The sequence below is a fragment of the Jatrophihabitans sp. genome (assembly GCF_035474675.1).
Classification (GTDB): Bacteria; Actinomycetota; Actinomycetes; order Mycobacteriales; family Jatrophihabitantaceae; genus Jatrophihabitans_A.
The window spans coordinates 1-17489 of sequence record NZ_DATINC010000071.1 but is presented as its reverse complement, the minus strand read 5'-3'; the positions used below and the strand labels follow the sequence as shown (position 1 = coordinate 17489).

The window sequence follows — 17489 nt, the reverse complement described above, 5'->3', positions numbered from 1 at the left end:
TCGCCACCAACGACCTGCACTACACCCGGGCCGAGGACGCCGACGCCCACGAGGTGCTGCTGTGCGTCCAGTCCGGCAAGACCATGCAGGACCAGAACCGGTTCAAGTTCGACGCCAAGGACTTCTACCTCAAGTCGCCGGCCGAAATGCGCTCGCTGTGGGCCGACAAGTACGAGCTGCGCGAGGCCTGCGACAACACCCTGCTCATCGCCGAACGGTGTGAGATCGCCTTCGACGAGTCGCACAACTACATGCCCCGGTTCCCAGTGCCCGCGGGTGAGGACGAGACCTCCTGGTTCGTCAAGGAGACCGAGCGCGGGCTGCACTCGCGCTACCCGGACGGCATTCCGAGCGAGGTCCGCAAGCGTGCCGACTTCGAAGTCGGCGTCATCACCCAGATGGGCTTTCCCGGCTACTTCCTGGTGGTGGCCGACTTCATCAACTGGGCCAAGGAGAACGGCATCCGGGTCGGCCCCGGCCGTGGCTCGGGCGCGGGCAGCATGGTGGCCTACGCGATGCGGATCACCGACCTCGACCCGTTGCAGCACGGGCTGATCTTCGAGCGGTTCCTCAACCCCGACCGGGTCTCGATGCCGGACTTCGACGTCGACTTCGACGAGCGCCGGCGGGGCGAGGTGATCCGTTACGTCACCGACAAGTACGGCGACGAGCGGGTCGCCCAGATCGTCACCTACGGCACCATCAAGGCCAAGCAGGCGGTCAAGGACGCCGCGCGGGTGCTGGGCTACCCGTTCGCGATGGGCGACCGGATCACCAAGGTGATGCCACCGCCGGTGATGGGCAAGGACGTCCCGCTGTCGAAGATCTTCGACCCCACCCACAACCGGTACGGCGAGGGCGGCGAGTTCCGCGCGCTGTACGAGGCCGACGCCGAGGTCAAGCGGGTCGTCGACACCGCCAAGGGACTGGAAGGCCTCAAGCGGCAGTGGGGGGTGCACGCGGCCGGCGTGATCATGTCCTCCGACCCCCTGCTCGACCTGATCCCGATCATGCGCCGGGAGGCCGACGGCGCCATCATCACCCAGTTCGACTACCCGTCGTGCGAGAGCCTCGGACTGATCAAGATGGACTTCCTCGGGTTGCGCAACCTGACGGTCCTCGACGACGCGCTGCACAACGTCGCCACCAACCGCGAGGTCAAGGTCGTCCTCGAGGAGCTGAGCCTGGACGACCCGAAGACCTTCGAACTGCTGGCCCGCGGCGACACCCTCGGCGTCTTCCAGCTCGACGGCGGGCCGATGCGGGCGCTGCTGCGCTCGATGCGCCCGGACAACTTCGAAGACATCTCCGCCGTCGGCGCGCTGTACCGGCCGGGGCCGATGGGGGCCAACTCCCACAACGAGTACGCCGACCGCAAGAACGGCCGCAAACCGGTGGTGCCGATCCACCCCGAGCTTGCCGAGCCATTGGCCGAGATCCTGGGCGATACCTACGGCCTGATCGTCTACCAAGAGCAGGTGATGGCCATCGCGCAGAAGGTGGCCGGCTTCTCCCTGGGAGCTGCGGACCTGCTGCGCCGGGCGATGGGCAAGAAGAAGAAGGCCGAGCTGGACGCCCAGTACGAGAAGTTCTCGGCCGGCATGCAGGCCAACGGCTACTCCGCGGACGCCATCAAGACGCTGTGGGACATCCTGGTGCCGTTCTCCGACTACGCCTTCAATAAGGCGCACTCGGCAGCTTATGGTCTGGTGTCCTACTGGACGGCCTTCCTCAAGGCCAACTACCCGGCCGAGTACATGGCGGCACTGCTCACCTCGGTCAAGGACGACAAGGACAAGATGGCCGTCTACCTGGCCGAGTGCCGGCGGATGGGCATCAAGGTGCTGCCGCCGTGCGTGAACTCCTCCGACGCCGACTTCACCCCGGTCGGCAACGACATCCGGTTCGGGCTGTCGGCGGTGCGCAACGTCGGCGGCAACGTGGTGGTCTCGATCACCACGGCCCGCAGGGCCAACGTCCGGTTCAGCGACTTCTCCGACTACCTGCGCAAGGTCGACGCGCTGGCCTGCAACAAGCGCACCGTGGAGGCGCTGATCAAGGCCGGCGCGTTCGACTCGCTGGGCCACCACCGCAAGGGACTGATCCAGGTCTACGAGGCTTCGATCGACGCGGTGCTGTCCACCAAGCGGGCCGAGGCGATCGGCCAGTTCGACCTGTTCGGCTTCGGTGACGACTCCGCGGACTCGGGGCTCGGCGACATGTTCGCGGTGCGGGTGCCCGAGGGCGAGTGGGACAAGTCCGTGCTGCTGAACTTCGAACGGGAGATGCTGGGCCTCTACGTCAGCGACCACCCGCTGTTCGGCGTGGAGCACATCCTGCGCACCGCCGCCGAGGTGAGCATCGCCGACCTGCAGACCGAGGCCGTCAAGGAAGGCGAGAAGGTGACGGTGGCCGGCATCCTGTCCAGCGTCACCCGGCGGATGACCAAGGACGGCAAGGCCTGGGCGCAGGTCATCCTGGAAGACCTCGAAGGATCGGTCGAGGTGCTGTTCTTCCCGGCCTCCTACGCCCAGGTGGGCCTGCAGATCACCGAGGACGCCATCGTGGTGGTCACCGGCCGGGTGGACGCCCGGGAGGACACCGTCCGGATCATCGGCTCGGACCTGACGCTGCCCGACCTGACCAAGGGCATGGACGGCCCGTTGCGGCTGGCCATGAACCAGCAGCAGTGCCGCACGGCGATCGTGGAGAACCTCAAGGAGATCCTGCGCTCGCACCCGGGGCCGACCCCGGTCGAGATCCAGCTGACGTTCGGCCAGCGGCTGCGCACCGAGCTGCCGGACTACCGGGTGACGCCGTCCCAGGGCCTGATGGGTGACATCAAGGCGTTGCTCGGACCGAACGCGCTGCTCGACCAGCCGGCCGGTACTCGCTAGGCCGCTGCCCTCCTGGCTTGCGGGCTTGCCCGGAAACTTGTGGGGCCCGGCGAGCGTTGAGAAGGGTATGAGCGAGCAGATCCGGCCCCGCTGGCCGGTGCGGTTCACCGGTAACGGGTCCTCCCGGGCGCCGTTCGGCGAACGGCCGGTGTTCGACGAGCGGCCGGTGTACCAGGTGGGCAACATCGGGCCCGGCTCGGCGGCCAGCCAGGCGGTGCTGCGGCGCTACCTGCTGACCCGGGCGCTCGGCAGTTCGATCATCAACGCGGTGCAGTGGACCGGTGTCGCGGTGCTGATGCTGGCGGTGCTCAGCTGGCTGGGTGAGCTGAAGCTGCTGGCGGTGCTGCTGGGCCTGCTCGCCCTCGTCATCTTCGCGGTGCGCGGCATGCTGAACGCACTCGCCCGCCGGTTGTCCGGAGCGAGCAGGCTCGGACCCCTGGAGCCCCGGGTCGCGGCGCTGGTCACCAGGACCCGCCGCGACCTGCGGCGGGAACTGCGCCGGGTCGGGCTGCCGGGCAGTCCGTGGGCCCCGCTGCTGATCGCCTGGCGGCTGGTCCGCCCGATCCGGCGGGTCCGCACGCTGGACGCGTTGCGCCGCATCGACCTCACCAAGGTGGTGCCGCCGAGCCAGGTCGACGAGCTGCAGATCCTGCTCCGCCAGATGCCCTCCGGCCGCTTCTGAGCTTCCAGCCGGTTGCCGGGTCGAAGAACTCGCCGGAACGTGTGCCGGCCACGCGGAGCAGGAAGCCCGGCCGGGCACCTCACCACCGACGTGGCAACGCGCATCCCTTCAGGCGGTCGAGTGTCCCTCGCATCGAGCCGTGGCCACCATCCGGACGGCACTACGGTGTCGACATGGAGCGACGGGTCCATGATGTCGTCATCAACTACACCGAGCACGGCCACGGCGTCCCACTAGTCGCACTTCACGGCGCCGGCGTCGATCACCGCGAGATCGAAGTGGCGGTCGAGACCATCGCTGTGGGTGCGGGTCACCGGCGGATCTACCCGGACCTGCCGGGGATGGGAGGCTCGACCGCTGACGGCCTGACCTGCAACGACGATGTCGTGACGTTGCTCGCCGCGTTCATCGACGGCTTGGATGCGGGACCGGTGATGTTGCTGGGGCATTCCTACGGTGCCTACCTGGCGCGGGGGATAGCTGCCCGCAGGCCCGACGTCGTGCGCGGCCTGGCTCTGTTGTGCCCCGTCGGCGAGCGCACCGGGCAACTGCCCGACCACACCGCCGTGCTGTCCGATCCGGACGCCTACTCCGAACTCGAACCCAGCCAGCGATCGGGCTTCGAGGAGTACTTCGTGGTACGCACACCGGCCACCGCACGCCGCTACCGCGACCACGTGCTGCCGGGAACAGCCCTGGTGGACGAACCCGCCCTGGGGCGCATCTTCAGCCGATGGCCGGTCGACGTCGGGGTGGGCACCTTCTGGGCTCCGACGCTGATCGTGGCCGGCCGTGGGGATGCGGTGGCCGGCTATGCCGACGCCTGCCAGTTGCTGGAGCGCTATCCGCGGGCCACCTTCGCAGTGATCGACGGTGCCGGGCACGCGCTTGTGCACGAGCGGCCGGATCTCCTCGCGCCCTTGCTCGGCGACTGGCTTGCTCGGAGCTCGTCCGGTGCAGGCGTGACGGTCGGATAACCACGGCCGTCCTTCTCGGAAGCCGCCGGCATCGGGCCCGCCGATTCGGCAGCCGACACCCGAGTGCCCCAGGATGGTGGACCGGCCAGTGGCGACAGTACGGAGCGCTGAGGCACCTTGTGCGGATCGCACTCCTTGCGAAGATGGGACGGTGACCTCCCAGCCGCCCGACCGCCGTGATCCGCGGCTGCCGGCTGGGCTGGCCGCCCGGGCCAGAAACGGCCTGGGGCTGTTCCGGCCGCGCCGGCTGCGGAGCGGCACCGGTCCCAGCCGCGGCGTCGCCTTCGTCGGCACCGTGTGGGCCGGCGGCGACACCGAACCCCGCTTCGGGCTGGTGGTGGTGGACGGCGCCGGGCGGATCGCCGACATCCGGGCCGAACGGTCCGGCCTGCCCAGCGACCTGCTGGTGCTCGGCGGGGTGAACCACTGGGTGGTGCCCGGCGTCGTCGACACCCACCTGCACCTGAGCCAACCAGCCGCCACCCAGCAACAGGCCGGAACCCCGCTCGCCACGGGTCTGGAAACCGGGCTGGTCGGCATCCGGGACCTGGCCTCACCGCTCAACCTGGCGCTGCGCTGGCGGACCGGCCACCAGCCGCCGCCACCCGGCTGGCCGGTGGTCGCGGTAGGCGGTCCGGTGCTGCTCGCCCCGGGCGGCCACCAGGCCGGCTGCTGGCAAGCCCCCGAAGCGGCCGAGTACCTGAACTCGCCGGCCCAGGCCCGTTGGGTGGTGCAACGGCTGGCCGCCGACGGCGCGGACCTGATCATGCTGGGCCTCGACGCTGGCCCGGCCGCCGGGCCGGTGCTGCCCCCGGCGGTGGTCCGGGCCGTGGTGGCGGCCGCTCACGACACCGGCCTGCCGACAGTGGCGCACGCGCTGACCGTGGAACTGGTGGGCCGGGCGCTGGACGCCGGCGTGGACGAGCTGTCCCACGTCCCCACCGAGCGGCTGCCGGCCCCGCTGGTGGAGCGGATCGCCGCCAGCGGCATGAAGGTCACCTCCACCCTGCAGGCGTTCTTCTCCCAAGGCTTCGGCCGGGACGCCGCGGCCAACGCCGCCGACCTGGTCGCCGCCGGGGTGCCGCTGCTCTACGGCACCTGTTCCGGGCGCTCGGCCACCGCCCCGGCGGTCGACCCGCGCGAGCTGGACCGGCTGGCCAACACCGGGCTGGGCCGGCTCGGGGCGCTGCGGGCCGCCACCGAGTCCTCGGCCGGCGCGGCCGGGATGCGCCGGCGGACCGGCCGGCTGACCGTCGGCGAGCCCGCCGCGCTGGTGCTGCTGCCGGCCAGCCCGCTGGTCGAGCCCGGGGTGTGGCGGACGCCGGGTGCGGTGTTCGCCGACGGGCGGCTTACCGTTAGCCCCAACGAGCCCACCCGCCGGGCCGTCCGGCCGGCACCGGCCGAGCCGGCCACCATGCCCACCGCCGACCAGGGGAACCGATGACCGACGCCGTCGCCGACCGTCCGGCGCCCGCCGTCGAGCCCGACGGCCCAGCAGCGACCGCACGGTCCTGGCGGCCGCTGGCGCTGCTGGTCGCCGCGCAGCTGCTGGCCGGCGTGCTGGCCGGGCTGGCGTGGCGCATGCTGGCGCCGCAGACCGTCTCGTACCTGCTGTCCGGCGGTGACGGCAAGCCGGCCTTCGTGATCCCGGACGAGAGCGAGTCCCAGGTCGCCGGGGACGGCCGGTTCGTGCTGCTGTCCATCGGGGTCGGGATGGTCTTCGGCCTGGTGGCCTGGCGGCTGCGAGCGCTGCGCGGCCCGGTGGTGCTGGCCGCGCTGGCGGCCGCCGGCCTGCTCAGCTCGGTGCTGGCCCGCGTCACCGGCGAGCTGCTGCCCAGCGGCAGCCCGGCCCGGCGGGTCGATTCCGCCTTCCACCCGCAGCTGAGCCTGCACTCGCTGCCCGCGCTGGCCGTCCAGGCCTTCTTCGCGGTGCTGGTCTACACCGCGCTGGCCGGCCTGAGCGCCGACGCCAACCTGACCGACCGCTGACCCAGCCCGCTGACCCAGACCGCAGAGGACCCAGACCGCAGAGGACCGAGACCGCAGAGGACCGAGACCGCAGAGGACCCGGCCGAGCTCAGCTGGCCCCCGGCCGCCGGAAGGTCGCCGCGCTGATCGGCACCGCCCGCAACTGGCGCAGCAGCTCGGTCTCGCGGCGCAGCACGCTGCGGCCGGCCTGCAACCGGGCGGCGGTGTCGGCCATCGTGAGCAGCGCCTGGCGGTCGGCCAGCGGCAGCGACGGGAGCCTCGCCACCGCGTAGGACAGCGCCAGCGGGTCGTCCGCCGCCGCGGCGAACTCGCCGGCCACCCCGGGGTCGGCGTGCAACGCGACCAGGGTGCGCAGGTGCAGCTCCAGCGCCCGCCGCACCGAGTCCGCCAGCTCCGGTCCCAGCTCGCCCGCAGGCTCGGCCAGCCACCGGACGGTGCCCAGCAGGTAGGGCTTGCTGGCGGCGTCCAGCGCCTCGATCACGAACCGGCGTTCCCCGATCGCGGCCAGGTCGCAGCGGCCGTCCGGGTGCGGCAGCACCCCGGTCACCCGGGCCGAGGTGCCGATCCGGTGGACCTCGCCGAGCTCGCCGACCTCCCAGCCCTGCCGCAGCGCCACCACCCCGAACTCCGGCGCTCCCGGTTCCTCGGCCCCGAGCAGGTCGGCGACCAGTTGGCGGTAGCGCGGCTCGAAGACGTGCAGTGACAGCCGCATGCCCGGCACCAGCACCGTTCCCAGCGGGAACAGCGGCAGCACCTCGGCAGGGCCCGAGGCCTGACCCGAAGCGTCGCCCGAGGCATCGCCTGGGCTCGGAGGAGGCACTCGCCCACGGTACGGCGGTTGCACCCCAATTGCGCGGCGTCCGGCCGGCCTTTCGCACCGGGCGGTGACCCGCGCCCGCGGAACTAGACTGGCTACGTGCTCCGCCTTCTCGACCTGTCCGGCACCGCCGCCAGTTCCGCCCAGCTGCGCCGGCTGCTGCCGCGGGCGGCGCTGGACGTCAGCGCCGCGCTGGAGGCGGTCAGCCCGGTGGTCCGGGCGGTGCGCGAGCAGGGCTACGCCGGTGCCCGGGAGGCCACCGCCCGCTTCGACGGGGTGGACGTGCCCGACCCGCGGGTGCCTGCCGAGGCGCTGGCCCGGGCGCTGGACGAACTCCCCGCCCCGGTCCGCACTGCCCTGGAGGAATCCGTCCGGCGGGTCCGGGTGGTGCACGCCGAGCAGCGCCGCGGGGTCACCGACGTCGAGGTGGGGCCCGGCGCCACCGTGACCGAGAAGTGGATCCCGGTCGATCGGGTGGGCCTCTACGTCCCCGGTGGCATCGCGGTCTACCCGTCCTCGGTGGTGATGAACGTGGTCCCGGCCCAGGTGGCCGGGGTGCCGTCGCTGGCGGTCTGCTCGCCGCCGCAGCGCGGGTCCGGCCTGCCGCACCCGGCGATCCTGGCCGCCTGCGCGCTGCTCGGCGTCGAGGAGGTGTACGCGGTGGGCGGCGCCCAGGCGATCGCGCTGCTGGCCTACGGCGACGCCGAGCTCGGCATCGAGCCGGTCGACCTGGTCACCGGTCCCGGCAACGTCTACGTGGCGGCGGCCAAGCGGCTGCTGCGCGGGGTGATCGGCATCGACGCCGAAGCCGGGCCGACCGAGATCGCCATCCTGGCCGACCGGCACGCCGACCCCACCCACGTGGCTGCCGACCTGATCAGCCAGGCCGAGCACGACCCGTCGGCGGCCTCGGTGCTGGTCACCGACTCGGCCGACCTCGCCGACGCGGTCCTTGCCCAAGTGGAGTGGCAGGTGGCCACCACCCGGCACCGGGACCGGGTGCGCACCGCGCTGACCGGGCCGCAGTCGGCGATCGTGCTGGTGGCCGACCTGGAACAGGGCCTGGAGGTGGTCAACGCCTACGCCGCCGAGCACCTGGAGGTGCTCACCGTGGACGCCCGCAAGTGGGCCGAGCGGGTCCGGCACGCCGGCTGCGTGTTCGTGGGCGCCCACTCGCCGGTCTCGCTGGGCGACTACTGCGCCGGGTCCAACCACGTGCTGCCGACCGGGTGCACCGCCCGGCACGCCTCCGGGCTGAGCGTGCAGTCGTTCCTGCGCGGCGTGCACCTGGTGGACTACAGCCGGGCGGCGCTGGCCGAGGTGGCCCCGCACGTGCTGGCGCTGGCCGAGGCCGAGGACCTGCCGGCGCACGGCGACGCGGTCCGGGTCCGGATGACGCCGGCATGACCGGGGCGCTGTACCGGCTGCCGCTGCGTCCGGAGCTGGCCGGCCAAGAGCCCTACGGCGCGCCGCAGCTGGACGTGCCGGTGCGGTTGAACACCAACGAGAACCCCTACCCGCCGCCGGCCGGGGTGGTCGCGGCGATCGCGGCCGCGGTGGCTGCCGCGGCGGCCGGGCTGAACCGCTACCCCGACCGGGAGTGCGCCCAGCTGCGCTCGGCGCTGGCCGACTACCTGCACGCCGAGTCCGGGGCCCGGCTGGGGCCGGAGCAGGTGTGGCCGGCCAACGGCTCGAACGAGGTCATGCAGCAGCTGCTGCAGGCCTTCGGCGGCCCGGGACGCACCGCGCTGTCGTTCGCCCCGACGTACTCGATGTATCCGGAGTACGCGCGCAACACCTTCACCGAGTGGGTGACCGGCCGGCGGGCCGCCGACTTCAGTCTCGACCTCGACCAGGCGCTGCCGCTGATCGAACGGGTGCAGCCGTCGGTGCTGCTGCTCGCCTCGCCGAACAACCCGACCGGCACGGCCCTGCCACCCGAGCAGCTGCGCGCGGTGCTGGACGCCGCGCCCGGCCTGGTGGTCGTCGACGAGGCCTACGCCGAGTTCCGCCGGGCCGGCGTGCCCAGCGCGGTGCAGCTGCTGGCCGACCACCCGCAGCTGGTGGTCACCCGCACCATGAGCAAGGCGTTCGCGCTGGCCGGCGGCCGGCTGGGCTACCTGGCCGCCTCGGCCGAGGTGGTGGACGGCTTGAGGATCGTCCGGCTGCCCTACCACCTGTCCGCGGTCAGCCAGGCGACCGCGCTGGCGGCGCTGGCGCACAGCGGCGAGCTGCAGGCCGCGCTGGAGGCGCTGCGCACCGAACGCGACGCCACGGTGCGCTGGCTGCGCGAGCAGGGGCTGCAGGCGCCGGACTCCGAGGCCAACTTCGTGCTGTTCGGCACCTTCGCCGACCGGCACGCGGTATGGCAGGGCCTGGTCGAGCGCGGCGTGCTGGTCCGTGAGACCGGCCCGGACGGCTGGCTCCGGGTGTCGATCGGCACCGCCGGGGAGATGGCCGCCTTCCGCGCCGCCTTGACCGATCTGCTCGGCAGCGACCTGATCGCGCACGATCAGATCGAGCGAAAGAACTTTCGAGAATTGCAGGACGTTCCGGGTCACCACCGCCCCGGATCGAACGAGGAGGGCCGCTGAGTGAACCGCACCGGACGCATCGAGCGCAGCACCACCGAGACCAAGGTGCTGGTCGAGATCGGCCTGGACGGCTCCGGCCGGGCCGACGTCAGCACCGGGGTCGGCTTCTTCGACCACATGCTCGGCTCGTTCGCCAAGCACGGCCTGTTCGACCTGGTGGTGCACGTCGACGGCGACCTGCACATCGACGCCCACCACAGCGTGGAGGACGCCGCCATCGCGCTCGGCCAGGCCTTCGCGGTGGCGGCCGGCGACAAGGCCGGCACCCGGCGCTTCGGCGACGCCGTGATCCCGATGGACGAGGTGCTGGTGTCGGCCGCGGTGGACCTGTCCGGCCGGCCGTACCTGGTGCACACCGAGCCTGCCGGGGCGCCGCCCTACCTGCTCGGCAGCGGCACCCCGTACGCCACCACCCTCACCCGGCACGTCTTCGAGTCCTTCACCTCCGCCGCCCGGGTGACGCTGCACGTCATGGTGCAGGCCGGCCGGGACTGGCACCACATCACCGAGGCGCAGTACAAGGCGGTGGCCCGGGCGCTGCGCGCGGCGGTGGAACCGGACCCGCGCCAGCCGGGCGTGCCGTCCACCAAGGGCGTGCTGTAGCGGTGCTCCGATGAGCAGGGTGACCGTGCTGGACTACGGCTCGGGCAACGTCCGGTCGGCGGTCCGGGCGCTGGAACGGGTCGGTGCCGAGGTGCGGCTGAGCGCCGATCCGGCCGCCGCGGTCGAGGCGGACGGCCTGGTGGTGCCCGGCGTCGGGGCGTTCGCGGCCTGCATGGCCGGGCTGCGCCAGGTTCGGGCGCAGCAGATCCTCGCCGAACGGGTTCGCGCCGGCCGGCCGGTGCTCGGCATCTGCGTCGGCATGCAGGTGCTGTTCGCCGCCGGTGTCGAGCACGGCGTCGAGACGCCGGGCCTGGGCCTGCTGCCCGGCCGGGTGGAGCCGCTGGCCGCCCCGGTGATCCCGCACATGGGCTGGAACACGGTGCGCCCGCCGAAGGACTCGGTGCTGTTCGCCGGGATGGCGGAGGGCACCCGGTACTACTTCGTGCACTCCTACGCGGTGCACCCCGGCGCCGGCCGACCGGGATGCGCGGTCACGCTGGCCGAGCACGGCGAGCCGTTCGTGGCCGCGGTGGAGGCCGGCCCGGTGTCGGCGACCCAGTTCCACCCGGAGAAGTCCGGGGACGCCGGTGCCGAGCTGCTGGCCAACTGGCTGGGCACGCTGTGAGGCGCGCCGCGCGGCAGCCGGTAACGCGATGAGCAAGGAACGGGCCCGCCGGCGCGCCGAGCGGCAGGCGCTGACCGAGCGGCGGCTGGCCGAGCACCGGCAGCGGCTGGCCACCGAGGCCGACCGGCGCCGGCGCCGGGCCCGCTGGCAGGCGCTGCTGGGCCGGCGTCCGGACCGCTCGCCGCGGTCACCGCTGAGTGCGCGCCGCAAGGAGCGCCGGGCCGTCATCGCCTCGGCGCTGCTGGTGGTGGCGGTGCTGACCTACCTGATGAGCCGCTCGGTCGCCATGGTGGTCGGGGTGCTGCTGGTGTCCGCGATCGCCGTCCCGGCGCTGGCGGTGGCGTTCGGAGATCGGAGCAGGAGATGACCCCGCTGGTGCTGTTGCCCGCCGTCGACGTCGCCGGCGGCACCGCGGTGCGGCTGGTGCAGGGCGAGGCCGGCACCGAGACCGGCTACGGCAGCCCGCTGGAGGCGGCGCTGGCCTGGCAGGCCGACGGTGCAGAGTGGGTGCACCTGGTCGACCTGGACGCCGCGTTCGGCCGGGGCAGCAACCGCGAGCTGCTGGCCGAGGTGGTCGGCCGGTTGGACGTGGCGGTGGAGCTGTCCGGCGGCATCCGAGACGACGAGTCGCTGGCGGCGGCCCTGGCCACCGGCTGCGCCCGGGTGAACCTGGGCACCGCGGCGCTGGAGTCCCCGGACTGGGTGCGCTCGGCGATCGCCCGGCACGGCGAGCGGATCGCGGTCGGCCTGGACGTCCGGGGCACCACGCTGGCTGCCCGCGGCTGGACCTCCGAGGGCGGCGACCTCTACGAGACGCTGGCCCGGCTGGACGCCGACGGCTGCGCCCGGTACGTGGTGACCGACGTGCATCGGGACGGCACCCTGACCGGTCCGAACCTGGACCTGCTGCGCTCGGTGTGCGCGGCCACCGACCGGCCGGTGGTGGCCTCCGGTGGGGTGTCCGGGCTGGCGGACCTGCGCGAGCTGGCCGGCCTGCGCGGCGCCGGCGTGGAGGGCGTGATCGTCGGCAAGGCGCTCTACGCCGGGGCCTTCACGCTGCCCGAGGCGCTGGCCACGGTAGCCACCGCGGCCGAGGCCGGCCAGGACGACGGCACCGCCGGCCCGGACGACGGCACCGCCGGTCCCGGGGCCTGAGAAGTGGCCGTCGCGGTCCGTGTCATCCCCTGCCTGGACGTCGCGGCCGGCCGGGTGGTCAAGGGCGTGAACTTCACTGGCCTGCGCGACGCCGGCGACCCGGTGGAGCTGGCCCGCCGCTATGACCGGGAGGGCGCCGACGAGCTGACCTTCCTCGACATCACCGCCTCGGCGGCCGGCCGGCAGACCACCCTGGAGGTGGTCTCGCGCACCGCCGAGCAGGTGTTCATCCCGTTGACGGTGGGCGGCGGGGTGCGCTCGGTGGCCGACGTCGACGCGCTGCTGCGCGCCGGTGCCGACAAGGTCGGGGTGAACACCGCCGCGATCGCCCGTCCGGAGCTGCTGGCCGAGATCGCCGACCGGTTCGGCCGGCAGGTGCTGGTGCTGTCGGTGGACGCGCGGCGGGCGGCGGCCACCGAGTCCGGCTTCGAGGTGACCACGCACGGCGGCCGGCGGGGGACCGGCATCGACGCGCTGCGATGGGCCGCCCGGGCCGCCGAGCTCGGGGCGGGGGAGATCCTGCTGAACTCGATGGACGCCGACGGCACCCGGGCCGGCTTCGACACCGAGCTGATCTCCGCGGTCCGGGCGGTGGTGTCGGTGCCGGTGATCGCCAGCGGCGGCGCCGGCGAGGTCGGGCACTTCCCGCCGGCGGTGGCGGCCGGCGCGGACGCGGTGCTGGCGGCCAGCATCTTCCACTACCGGCAGACCAGCATCGGCGAGGTCAAGCGCGGCTTGGCCGCGGCCGGGCTGCCGGTCCGGCTGCTGGATCCCGCCGGGCAGGGCTGACCACACGCCACGGTGAGGACTGGCTGTGTACCCGCAGGCCGACCTCGTCGGGCCGCGGCGGGCGCAGGTAGCGTGAAATTGCCCGCCCGACGGGCGCCGCCGGCCAGCCTCGGCCGGCGGTCTTCCAGCCGGGAGCCTGCCGTGACCCGCACCCTCCGATCGGCACTGGCGGCAGTGCTGCTGCCGCTGATCCTGGTGCTGTCGTCCTGCGACGTCTCCCTCGAGCTGCCGAACGACACCGGCTCGCCGTCCGGCTCGGCCGGCCGGGCGCAGCCGAACGCGTCGCTGGAAGTGGTCAACGACGGGCACAGCCGGTTCGACCAGGAGGTCAAGAACGCCATCACCGACGTCCAGGCGTTCTGGCGCACCAACTACCCGACGATCTCCGGCGGTCGGCCCTACCCGGAGGTGCGCGGCGGGATCTACTCCGTCGACGGCGCCGACGTCAGCACCGCGCTGCGGCAGCGCAACGCCTGCCTGCGCCAGGACCCGGAGAGCGCGCAGAACAACGCCTTCTACTGCACCGCCGACGACTCGGTGGTCTATGACCGCAGCCCCGACCACCTGGTCGCCCGATTGGCCGACAAGTACGGGGTGTTCATGATCACCGCGGTGATCGCGCACGAGTGGGCACATGTCGTCCAGCAGCGGCTGGGCAGCTTCGACTCCAGTTCCGACGCAGGCTCCCAGCCGACCATCTTCACCGAGACCCAGGCCGACTGTGCGTCCGGCGCGTTCATCCACACCGCCCAGCAGGGCAGGACGGCGCACGTGTCGGTGGACCAGAAGCAGCTGGAGAGCACCCTGCTGGGTTACCTGCAGGTACGCGACCCGCCGCCGGTCAGCGTCCGGCAGATCTCGCACGGCAACGGCTTCGACCGGCTGTCGGCGATGGCCGACGGGATCGCCAACGGGGTCGGCTACTGCTTCGGCGAGGAGTTCGCGCAGCGGCAGTTCACCGAGCGGCCGTTCACCTCCGACGTCGACTACCTACAGCGCGGCAACCTGCCCTACGCCCAGATCATCGACCCGACGCCGGACTCGCCGGACCAGTCGAGCCTGCAGCAGGTGCTCAACCGGTTCTGGACCCAGGCCGCGGCCTCGGCCGACAAGCAGTGGCGCGAGGTGGGCGTCCGGCAGGAGGACGGGGACCCGAGCTGCTCGGGCAAGCAGGCCAGCGACTTCGACTACTGCCCGGACGGCAATGTCGTCACCTTCACCGACTCCTTCGCCCGGCAGGCCTACAACAGCCTGCCGGACAAGCGGATCGACGAGCGCACCGGCAAGGTGACGCTGGTCGACGATGCGCCGGCCGACTATTCGCTCGGCATGCTGTTCGTCTACGGCTGGAGCATGGCGGTGCGCGCCCAGCTGTTCGGTGCCGCCACCGCCGACCGGGACGCGCTGCTGGCCGCCAGCTGCTACAGCGGCGCGTTCACCGCCTCGATCAACACCGGCGACACGCAGAGCTTCCAGCTCTCGCCGCCGGACATGGACGAGGCCACCTCGGCGGTGATCAAGCTGGTGCCCTCGGACCAGGCGTACGGGGCGCACGACACCACCGCGCTGCAGCGCATCCAGCAGTTCACCAAGGGCTACTTCGGCGGCCTGCCGTCCTGCTGAGCGGCTTAACCTGACTGTCGCTGTGTGTGTGATACCCACCGGTCGTCAGGACGACCAGTGGGTATCACACACAGGCAACCAGCCTTGGATGCCGGCCAGGCCTCCGTCGGGAACAACCGGCGCCGCCCGGGTGCTGCAACGACACGTGACCCGTGCCGCCACCGCCGACCTGCCGACCCCCGCGAGCGCCCCCAGCCGGCACGCGACGCTGGCCATCTTCGCCCTGGCGATCGGCGGATTCGCCATCGGGACCGGCGAGTTCGTCTCGATGGGCCTGCTGCCCGACATCGCCGGCGGGGTCCGGATCTCCATTCCGCAGGCCGGCCATGTCATCTCCGCCTACGCCCTCGGGGTGGTGATCGGCGCGCCGGTGATCGCCGCGTTCGGCGCCCGGCTGCCCCGCAAGCGACTGCTCTGGTGGCTGATGGCCGCCTTCGCGCTCGGCAACCTGGCCTCCGCGCTGGCACCGGGCTACGGCACCCTGCTGGTGGCCCGGTTCCTGTCCGGCCTGCCGCACGGGGCGTTCTTCGGCATCGGCGCGCTGGTCGGCGCGTCCCTGGTGCCGCCGAACCGGCGGGCCTGGGCGGTGTCGATGATGCTGGCCGGGCTGACCGTGGCCAACGTGGTCGGGGTGCCGCTGACCACGCTGATCGGCCAGCAGTGGGGCTGGCGCTGGCCGTACGGGCTGGTCGGGGTGCTCGGCATGCTGACCCTGGCCGCGGTGCTGCTGTGGATCCCGGCGCGACCGGCCGAACCGGGCCTGACCATCCGCACCGAGCTCAGCGCGTTGCGGCACGGCCAGGTGTGGCTGGCGCTGCTGACCGGAACGGTCGGCTTCGGCGGCATGTTCGCCACCTACTCCTACATCACCCCGACCATGACCACGCTGGCCGGAGTCAGCGCCACCGCGGTGACCGGCCTGCTGGCCGTCTACGGCGCCGGCATGACGGCCGGGGTGCTGCTCGGCGGCCGGCTGGCCGACCGGTCGCTGATGCCCGGCCTGTACGGCGCCCTGCTCGCCACCGCGGTGGTGCTGTTCGGGTTCGGCTACGCGGTGCGCACCGTCCCCGGCGCGGTGCTGGCCGTCTTCGTCTTCGGGGTCACCGGCTCGGTGCTGGTGCCGATGCTGCAGACCCGGCTGATGGACGTGGCCCGCGACGGCCAGTCGCTGGCCGCCGCGCTGAACCATTCCACCCTCAACCTGGCCAACGCCCTCGGCGCGTGGATCGGCGGGCTGGTGCTCGACCACGGGCTGGGCTACGAGTGGCCCAGCCGGGTGGGCGCGCTGCTGGCGCTGGCGGGGCTGGGCGTCGCGCTGCTGTCCGGACGGCTGGAGCGGACCGCGGCGGCCCGGCCCGGTTGCGCGGCACCGGGGTTGGCCGCAGGCTAGGTTCACTGTCGGCACTTCCAGCCGGTCGGGCCGGACCGCGCTCTGGCGAGGGAGGCAGGAGAGCAGGCGATGAGCGAGCTGGACCCCAACCGGACGCCGCCCACCGTGATCGGGGCGGTGGCGGCCGGCACCGTGGTGGTGCCGTTCCTGATCGTCTACGCGTTCCTGTTCATCGTGCACGGCGCCTTCGTCCAGCCCGACCAGCCCGACATCACCGGCAGCCGGTCCGGTGAGCTGGTGGCGGGCCTGGTCGCGCTGGCCTTCCTGCTGCTGGTGCTGTGGGGGATGGGGCGGCTGCTCAACGGCTACGACCGCTGGGTGTTCGTGCTGGGCCAGCTGATCACCGCCGGCGCCGCCCTGGACCTGCTGCTGGACTCGGCCTCCGGTGAGCCGCAGGTGCCGGCCGTGGTGCTGGCGGCCGCGCTGCTGGCGCTGGTACTGACCTTCCTGCCGCCGTCCTGGCTGTGGGTGGCCAGCCGCGGCGGCCAGCAGGTGCTGTTCGGACAGGCCGGCCGGCACGACCGCGCGGAGCCTTCCGAGCCCTCGGCGGGCCGACCGGGCTAGCGCACAGCTCGTTCACAGGGAAAGCTAAGGAGGTGCCCAGCGTGCCGCGCGACCCTGAGCGAATGTCGACTTCGGTATCCCACGCTGCCAGCACCCAGACCGCGCCGCGCACCAAGCGCCGGGTGCTGGTGGTCGACGACGAGGAGAACGTGGTGCACCTGGTCGCCTCGGCGCTGCGCTTCGACGGCTACGAGGCGGTGACCGCCGACAACGGCCACTCCGCGCTGGCCGCGGTGGCCGAGTACGACCCCGACCTGGTGGTGCTGGACGTGATGATGCCGGGCCTGGACGGGCACGCCGTGCTGCAGCACCTGCGGGCGGCCGGCTCCGCCGTCCCGGTGATCTTCCTGACCGCCCGGGACGGGGCCAACGACCGGGTCGCCGGGCTGCGCTCCGGGGCCGACGACTACGTGGTCAAGCCGTTCAGCGTCGAGGAGCTGCTGGCCCGGGTGAACGCGGTGCTGCGCCGCACCCAGGCCGAGGCCGACCGGGACGGCGTGCTGCGGGTCGCCGACCTCGAGCTCGACGAGAACAGCCACGAGGTGACCCGGGCCGGCGAGGAGGTGCACCTGACCGCCACCGAGTTCGAGCTGCTGCGCTACCTGATGCGCAACGAGCGGGTGGTGCTGTCCAAGGCGCAGATCCTGGACCGGGTGTGGAAGTACGACTTCCAGGGCCAGTCCAACATCGTCGAGCTCTACATCGGCTACCTGCGCAAGAAGATCGACCACGTCGAGCCCAAGCTGATCCACACGGTGCGCGGCGCCGGCTACGTCATCAAGGC

17 protein-coding genes are annotated in these 17489 nt (G+C 72.8%); 16 read left to right on the top strand and 1 reads right to left on the bottom strand.

Going from position 1 to position 17489, the window contains the following annotated elements:
* The 5 genes from dnaE to VLJ82_RS08645 form a co-directional block, all read left to right on the top strand.
* A partial coding sequence (gene dnaE / locus VLJ82_RS08665) for a DNA polymerase III subunit alpha (RefSeq protein ID WP_408662939.1) occupies positions 1 to 2897 on the top strand: 2897 nt, incomplete at its 5' end.
* A 67-nt stretch (positions 2898 to 2964) separates the two neighbouring features.
* The gene (locus VLJ82_RS08660; RefSeq protein ID WP_408662938.1) at positions 2965 to 3579 is read left to right on the top strand and encodes a hypothetical protein; all 615 of its coding nucleotides are present in this window, start codon (positions 2965 to 2967) and stop codon (positions 3577 to 3579) included.
* Positions 3580 to 3752: 173 nt separating this feature from the next.
* Positions 3753 to 4556, top strand: coding sequence for an alpha/beta fold hydrolase (locus tag VLJ82_RS08655; protein ID WP_408662937.1), 804 nt, complete (start codon positions 3753 to 3755; stop codon positions 4554 to 4556).
* 151 nt (positions 4557 to 4707) lie between these two features.
* On the top strand, positions 4708 to 6000 hold the full coding sequence (locus VLJ82_RS08650) for an amidohydrolase family protein (RefSeq protein ID WP_408662936.1): 1293 nt from the start codon (positions 4708 to 4710) through the stop codon (positions 5998 to 6000).
* Positions 5997 to 6545 (top strand): hypothetical protein, encoded by a 549-nt coding sequence (locus VLJ82_RS08645; protein ID WP_408662935.1) that lies wholly within the window; start codon positions 5997 to 5999, stop codon positions 6543 to 6545. Before VLJ82_RS08650 ends, VLJ82_RS08645 begins: the two co-directional genes overlap by 4 nt.
* An 88-nt stretch (positions 6546 to 6633) precedes the next feature.
* Here VLJ82_RS08645 and VLJ82_RS08640 read toward each other — a convergent pair whose 3' ends face one another.
* Positions 6634 to 7365, bottom strand: coding sequence for an LON peptidase substrate-binding domain-containing protein (locus VLJ82_RS08640; protein ID WP_408662934.1), 732 nt, complete (start codon positions 7363 to 7365; stop codon positions 6634 to 6636).
* A gap of 96 nt (positions 7366 to 7461) precedes the next feature.
* Here VLJ82_RS08640 and hisD point away from each other — a divergent pair, with 96 nt between their 5' ends.
* The 11 genes from hisD to VLJ82_RS08585 all read left to right on the top strand — a co-directional run.
* Entirely contained in the window at positions 7462 to 8769 is a 1308-nt protein-coding gene (gene hisD, locus VLJ82_RS08635) for a histidinol dehydrogenase (protein WP_408662933.1), read from the top strand.
* On the top strand, positions 8766 to 9956 hold the full coding sequence (locus VLJ82_RS08630; protein ID WP_408662932.1) for a histidinol-phosphate transaminase: 1191 nt from the start codon (positions 8766 to 8768) through the stop codon (positions 9954 to 9956). Before hisD ends, VLJ82_RS08630 begins: the two co-directional genes overlap by 4 nt.
* Positions 9957 to 10559: an imidazoleglycerol-phosphate dehydratase HisB gene (gene hisB / locus VLJ82_RS08625; RefSeq protein WP_408662931.1), complete on the top strand. Its 603-nt coding sequence runs from the start codon at positions 9957 to 9959 to the stop codon at positions 10557 to 10559.
* A gap of 10 nt (positions 10560 to 10569) precedes the next feature.
* Complete coding sequence (gene hisH, locus VLJ82_RS08620; protein WP_408662930.1) at positions 10570 to 11184, top strand: imidazole glycerol phosphate synthase subunit HisH; 615 nt, start codon at positions 10570 to 10572, stop codon at positions 11182 to 11184.
* A gap of 28 nt (positions 11185 to 11212) precedes the next feature.
* Positions 11213 to 11551, top strand: coding sequence for a hypothetical protein (locus VLJ82_RS08615; protein ID WP_408662929.1), 339 nt, complete (start codon positions 11213 to 11215; stop codon positions 11549 to 11551).
* Positions 11548 to 12339: a bifunctional 1-(5-phosphoribosyl)-5-((5-phosphoribosylamino)methylideneamino)imidazole-4-carboxamide isomerase/phosphoribosylanthranilate isomerase PriA gene (priA, locus tag VLJ82_RS08610; protein ID WP_408662928.1), complete on the top strand. Its 792-nt coding sequence runs from the start codon at positions 11548 to 11550 to the stop codon at positions 12337 to 12339. Before VLJ82_RS08615 ends, priA begins: the two co-directional genes overlap by 4 nt.
* 3 nt (positions 12340 to 12342) lie before the next feature.
* A complete protein-coding gene (gene hisF / locus VLJ82_RS08605; protein ID WP_408662927.1) occupies positions 12343 to 13128 on the top strand; it encodes an imidazole glycerol phosphate synthase subunit HisF in 786 nt (261 codons plus the stop codon).
* Positions 13129 to 13269: 141 nt separating this feature from the next.
* A complete protein-coding gene (locus VLJ82_RS08600; RefSeq protein ID WP_408662926.1) occupies positions 13270 to 14751 on the top strand; it encodes a neutral zinc metallopeptidase in 1482 nt (493 codons plus the stop codon).
* A gap of 88 nt (positions 14752 to 14839) precedes the next feature.
* Positions 14840 to 16141, top strand: coding sequence for an MFS transporter (locus VLJ82_RS08595; RefSeq protein WP_408662925.1), 1302 nt, complete (start codon positions 14840 to 14842; stop codon positions 16139 to 16141).
* Positions 16142 to 16210: 69 nt separating this feature from the next.
* Positions 16211 to 16705 carry a hypothetical protein gene (locus VLJ82_RS08590; RefSeq protein ID WP_408662924.1) on the top strand — a complete coding sequence of 165 codons (495 nt, stop codon included), beginning with the start codon at positions 16211 to 16213 and terminating at the stop codon, positions 16703 to 16705.
* A 62-nt stretch (positions 16706 to 16767) separates the two neighbouring features.
* Positions 16768 to 17489, top strand: a 722-nt coding sequence (locus tag VLJ82_RS08585; RefSeq protein WP_408662923.1) for a response regulator transcription factor, incomplete at its 3' end; no start/stop codon positions are given.

Coding starts and splice junctions, on each gene's coding strand:
- VLJ82_RS08660 (WP_408662938.1), top strand. CDS start 2,965: ATGAGCGAGCAGATCCGGCCCCGCTGGCCGGTGCGGTTCACCGGTAAC.
- VLJ82_RS08655 (WP_408662937.1), top strand. CDS start 3,753: ATGGAGCGACGGGTCCATGATGTCGTCATCAACTACACCGAGCACGGC.
- VLJ82_RS08645 (WP_408662935.1), top strand. CDS start 5,997: ATGACCGACGCCGTCGCCGACCGTCCGGCGCCCGCCGTCGAGCCCGAC.
- VLJ82_RS08630 (WP_408662932.1), top strand. CDS start 8,766: ATGACCGGGGCGCTGTACCGGCTGCCGCTGCGTCCGGAGCTGGCCGGC.
- hisH (WP_408662930.1), top strand. CDS start 10,570: ATGAGCAGGGTGACCGTGCTGGACTACGGCTCGGGCAACGTCCGGTCG.
- VLJ82_RS08615 (WP_408662929.1), top strand. CDS start 11,213: ATGAGCAAGGAACGGGCCCGCCGGCGCGCCGAGCGGCAGGCGCTGACC.
- priA (WP_408662928.1), top strand. CDS start 11,548: ATGACCCCGCTGGTGCTGTTGCCCGCCGTCGACGTCGCCGGCGGCACC.
- VLJ82_RS08595 (WP_408662925.1), top strand. CDS start 14,840: ATGCCGGCCAGGCCTCCGTCGGGAACAACCGGCGCCGCCCGGGTGCTG.
- VLJ82_RS08590 (WP_408662924.1), top strand. CDS start 16,211: ATGAGCGAGCTGGACCCCAACCGGACGCCGCCCACCGTGATCGGGGCG.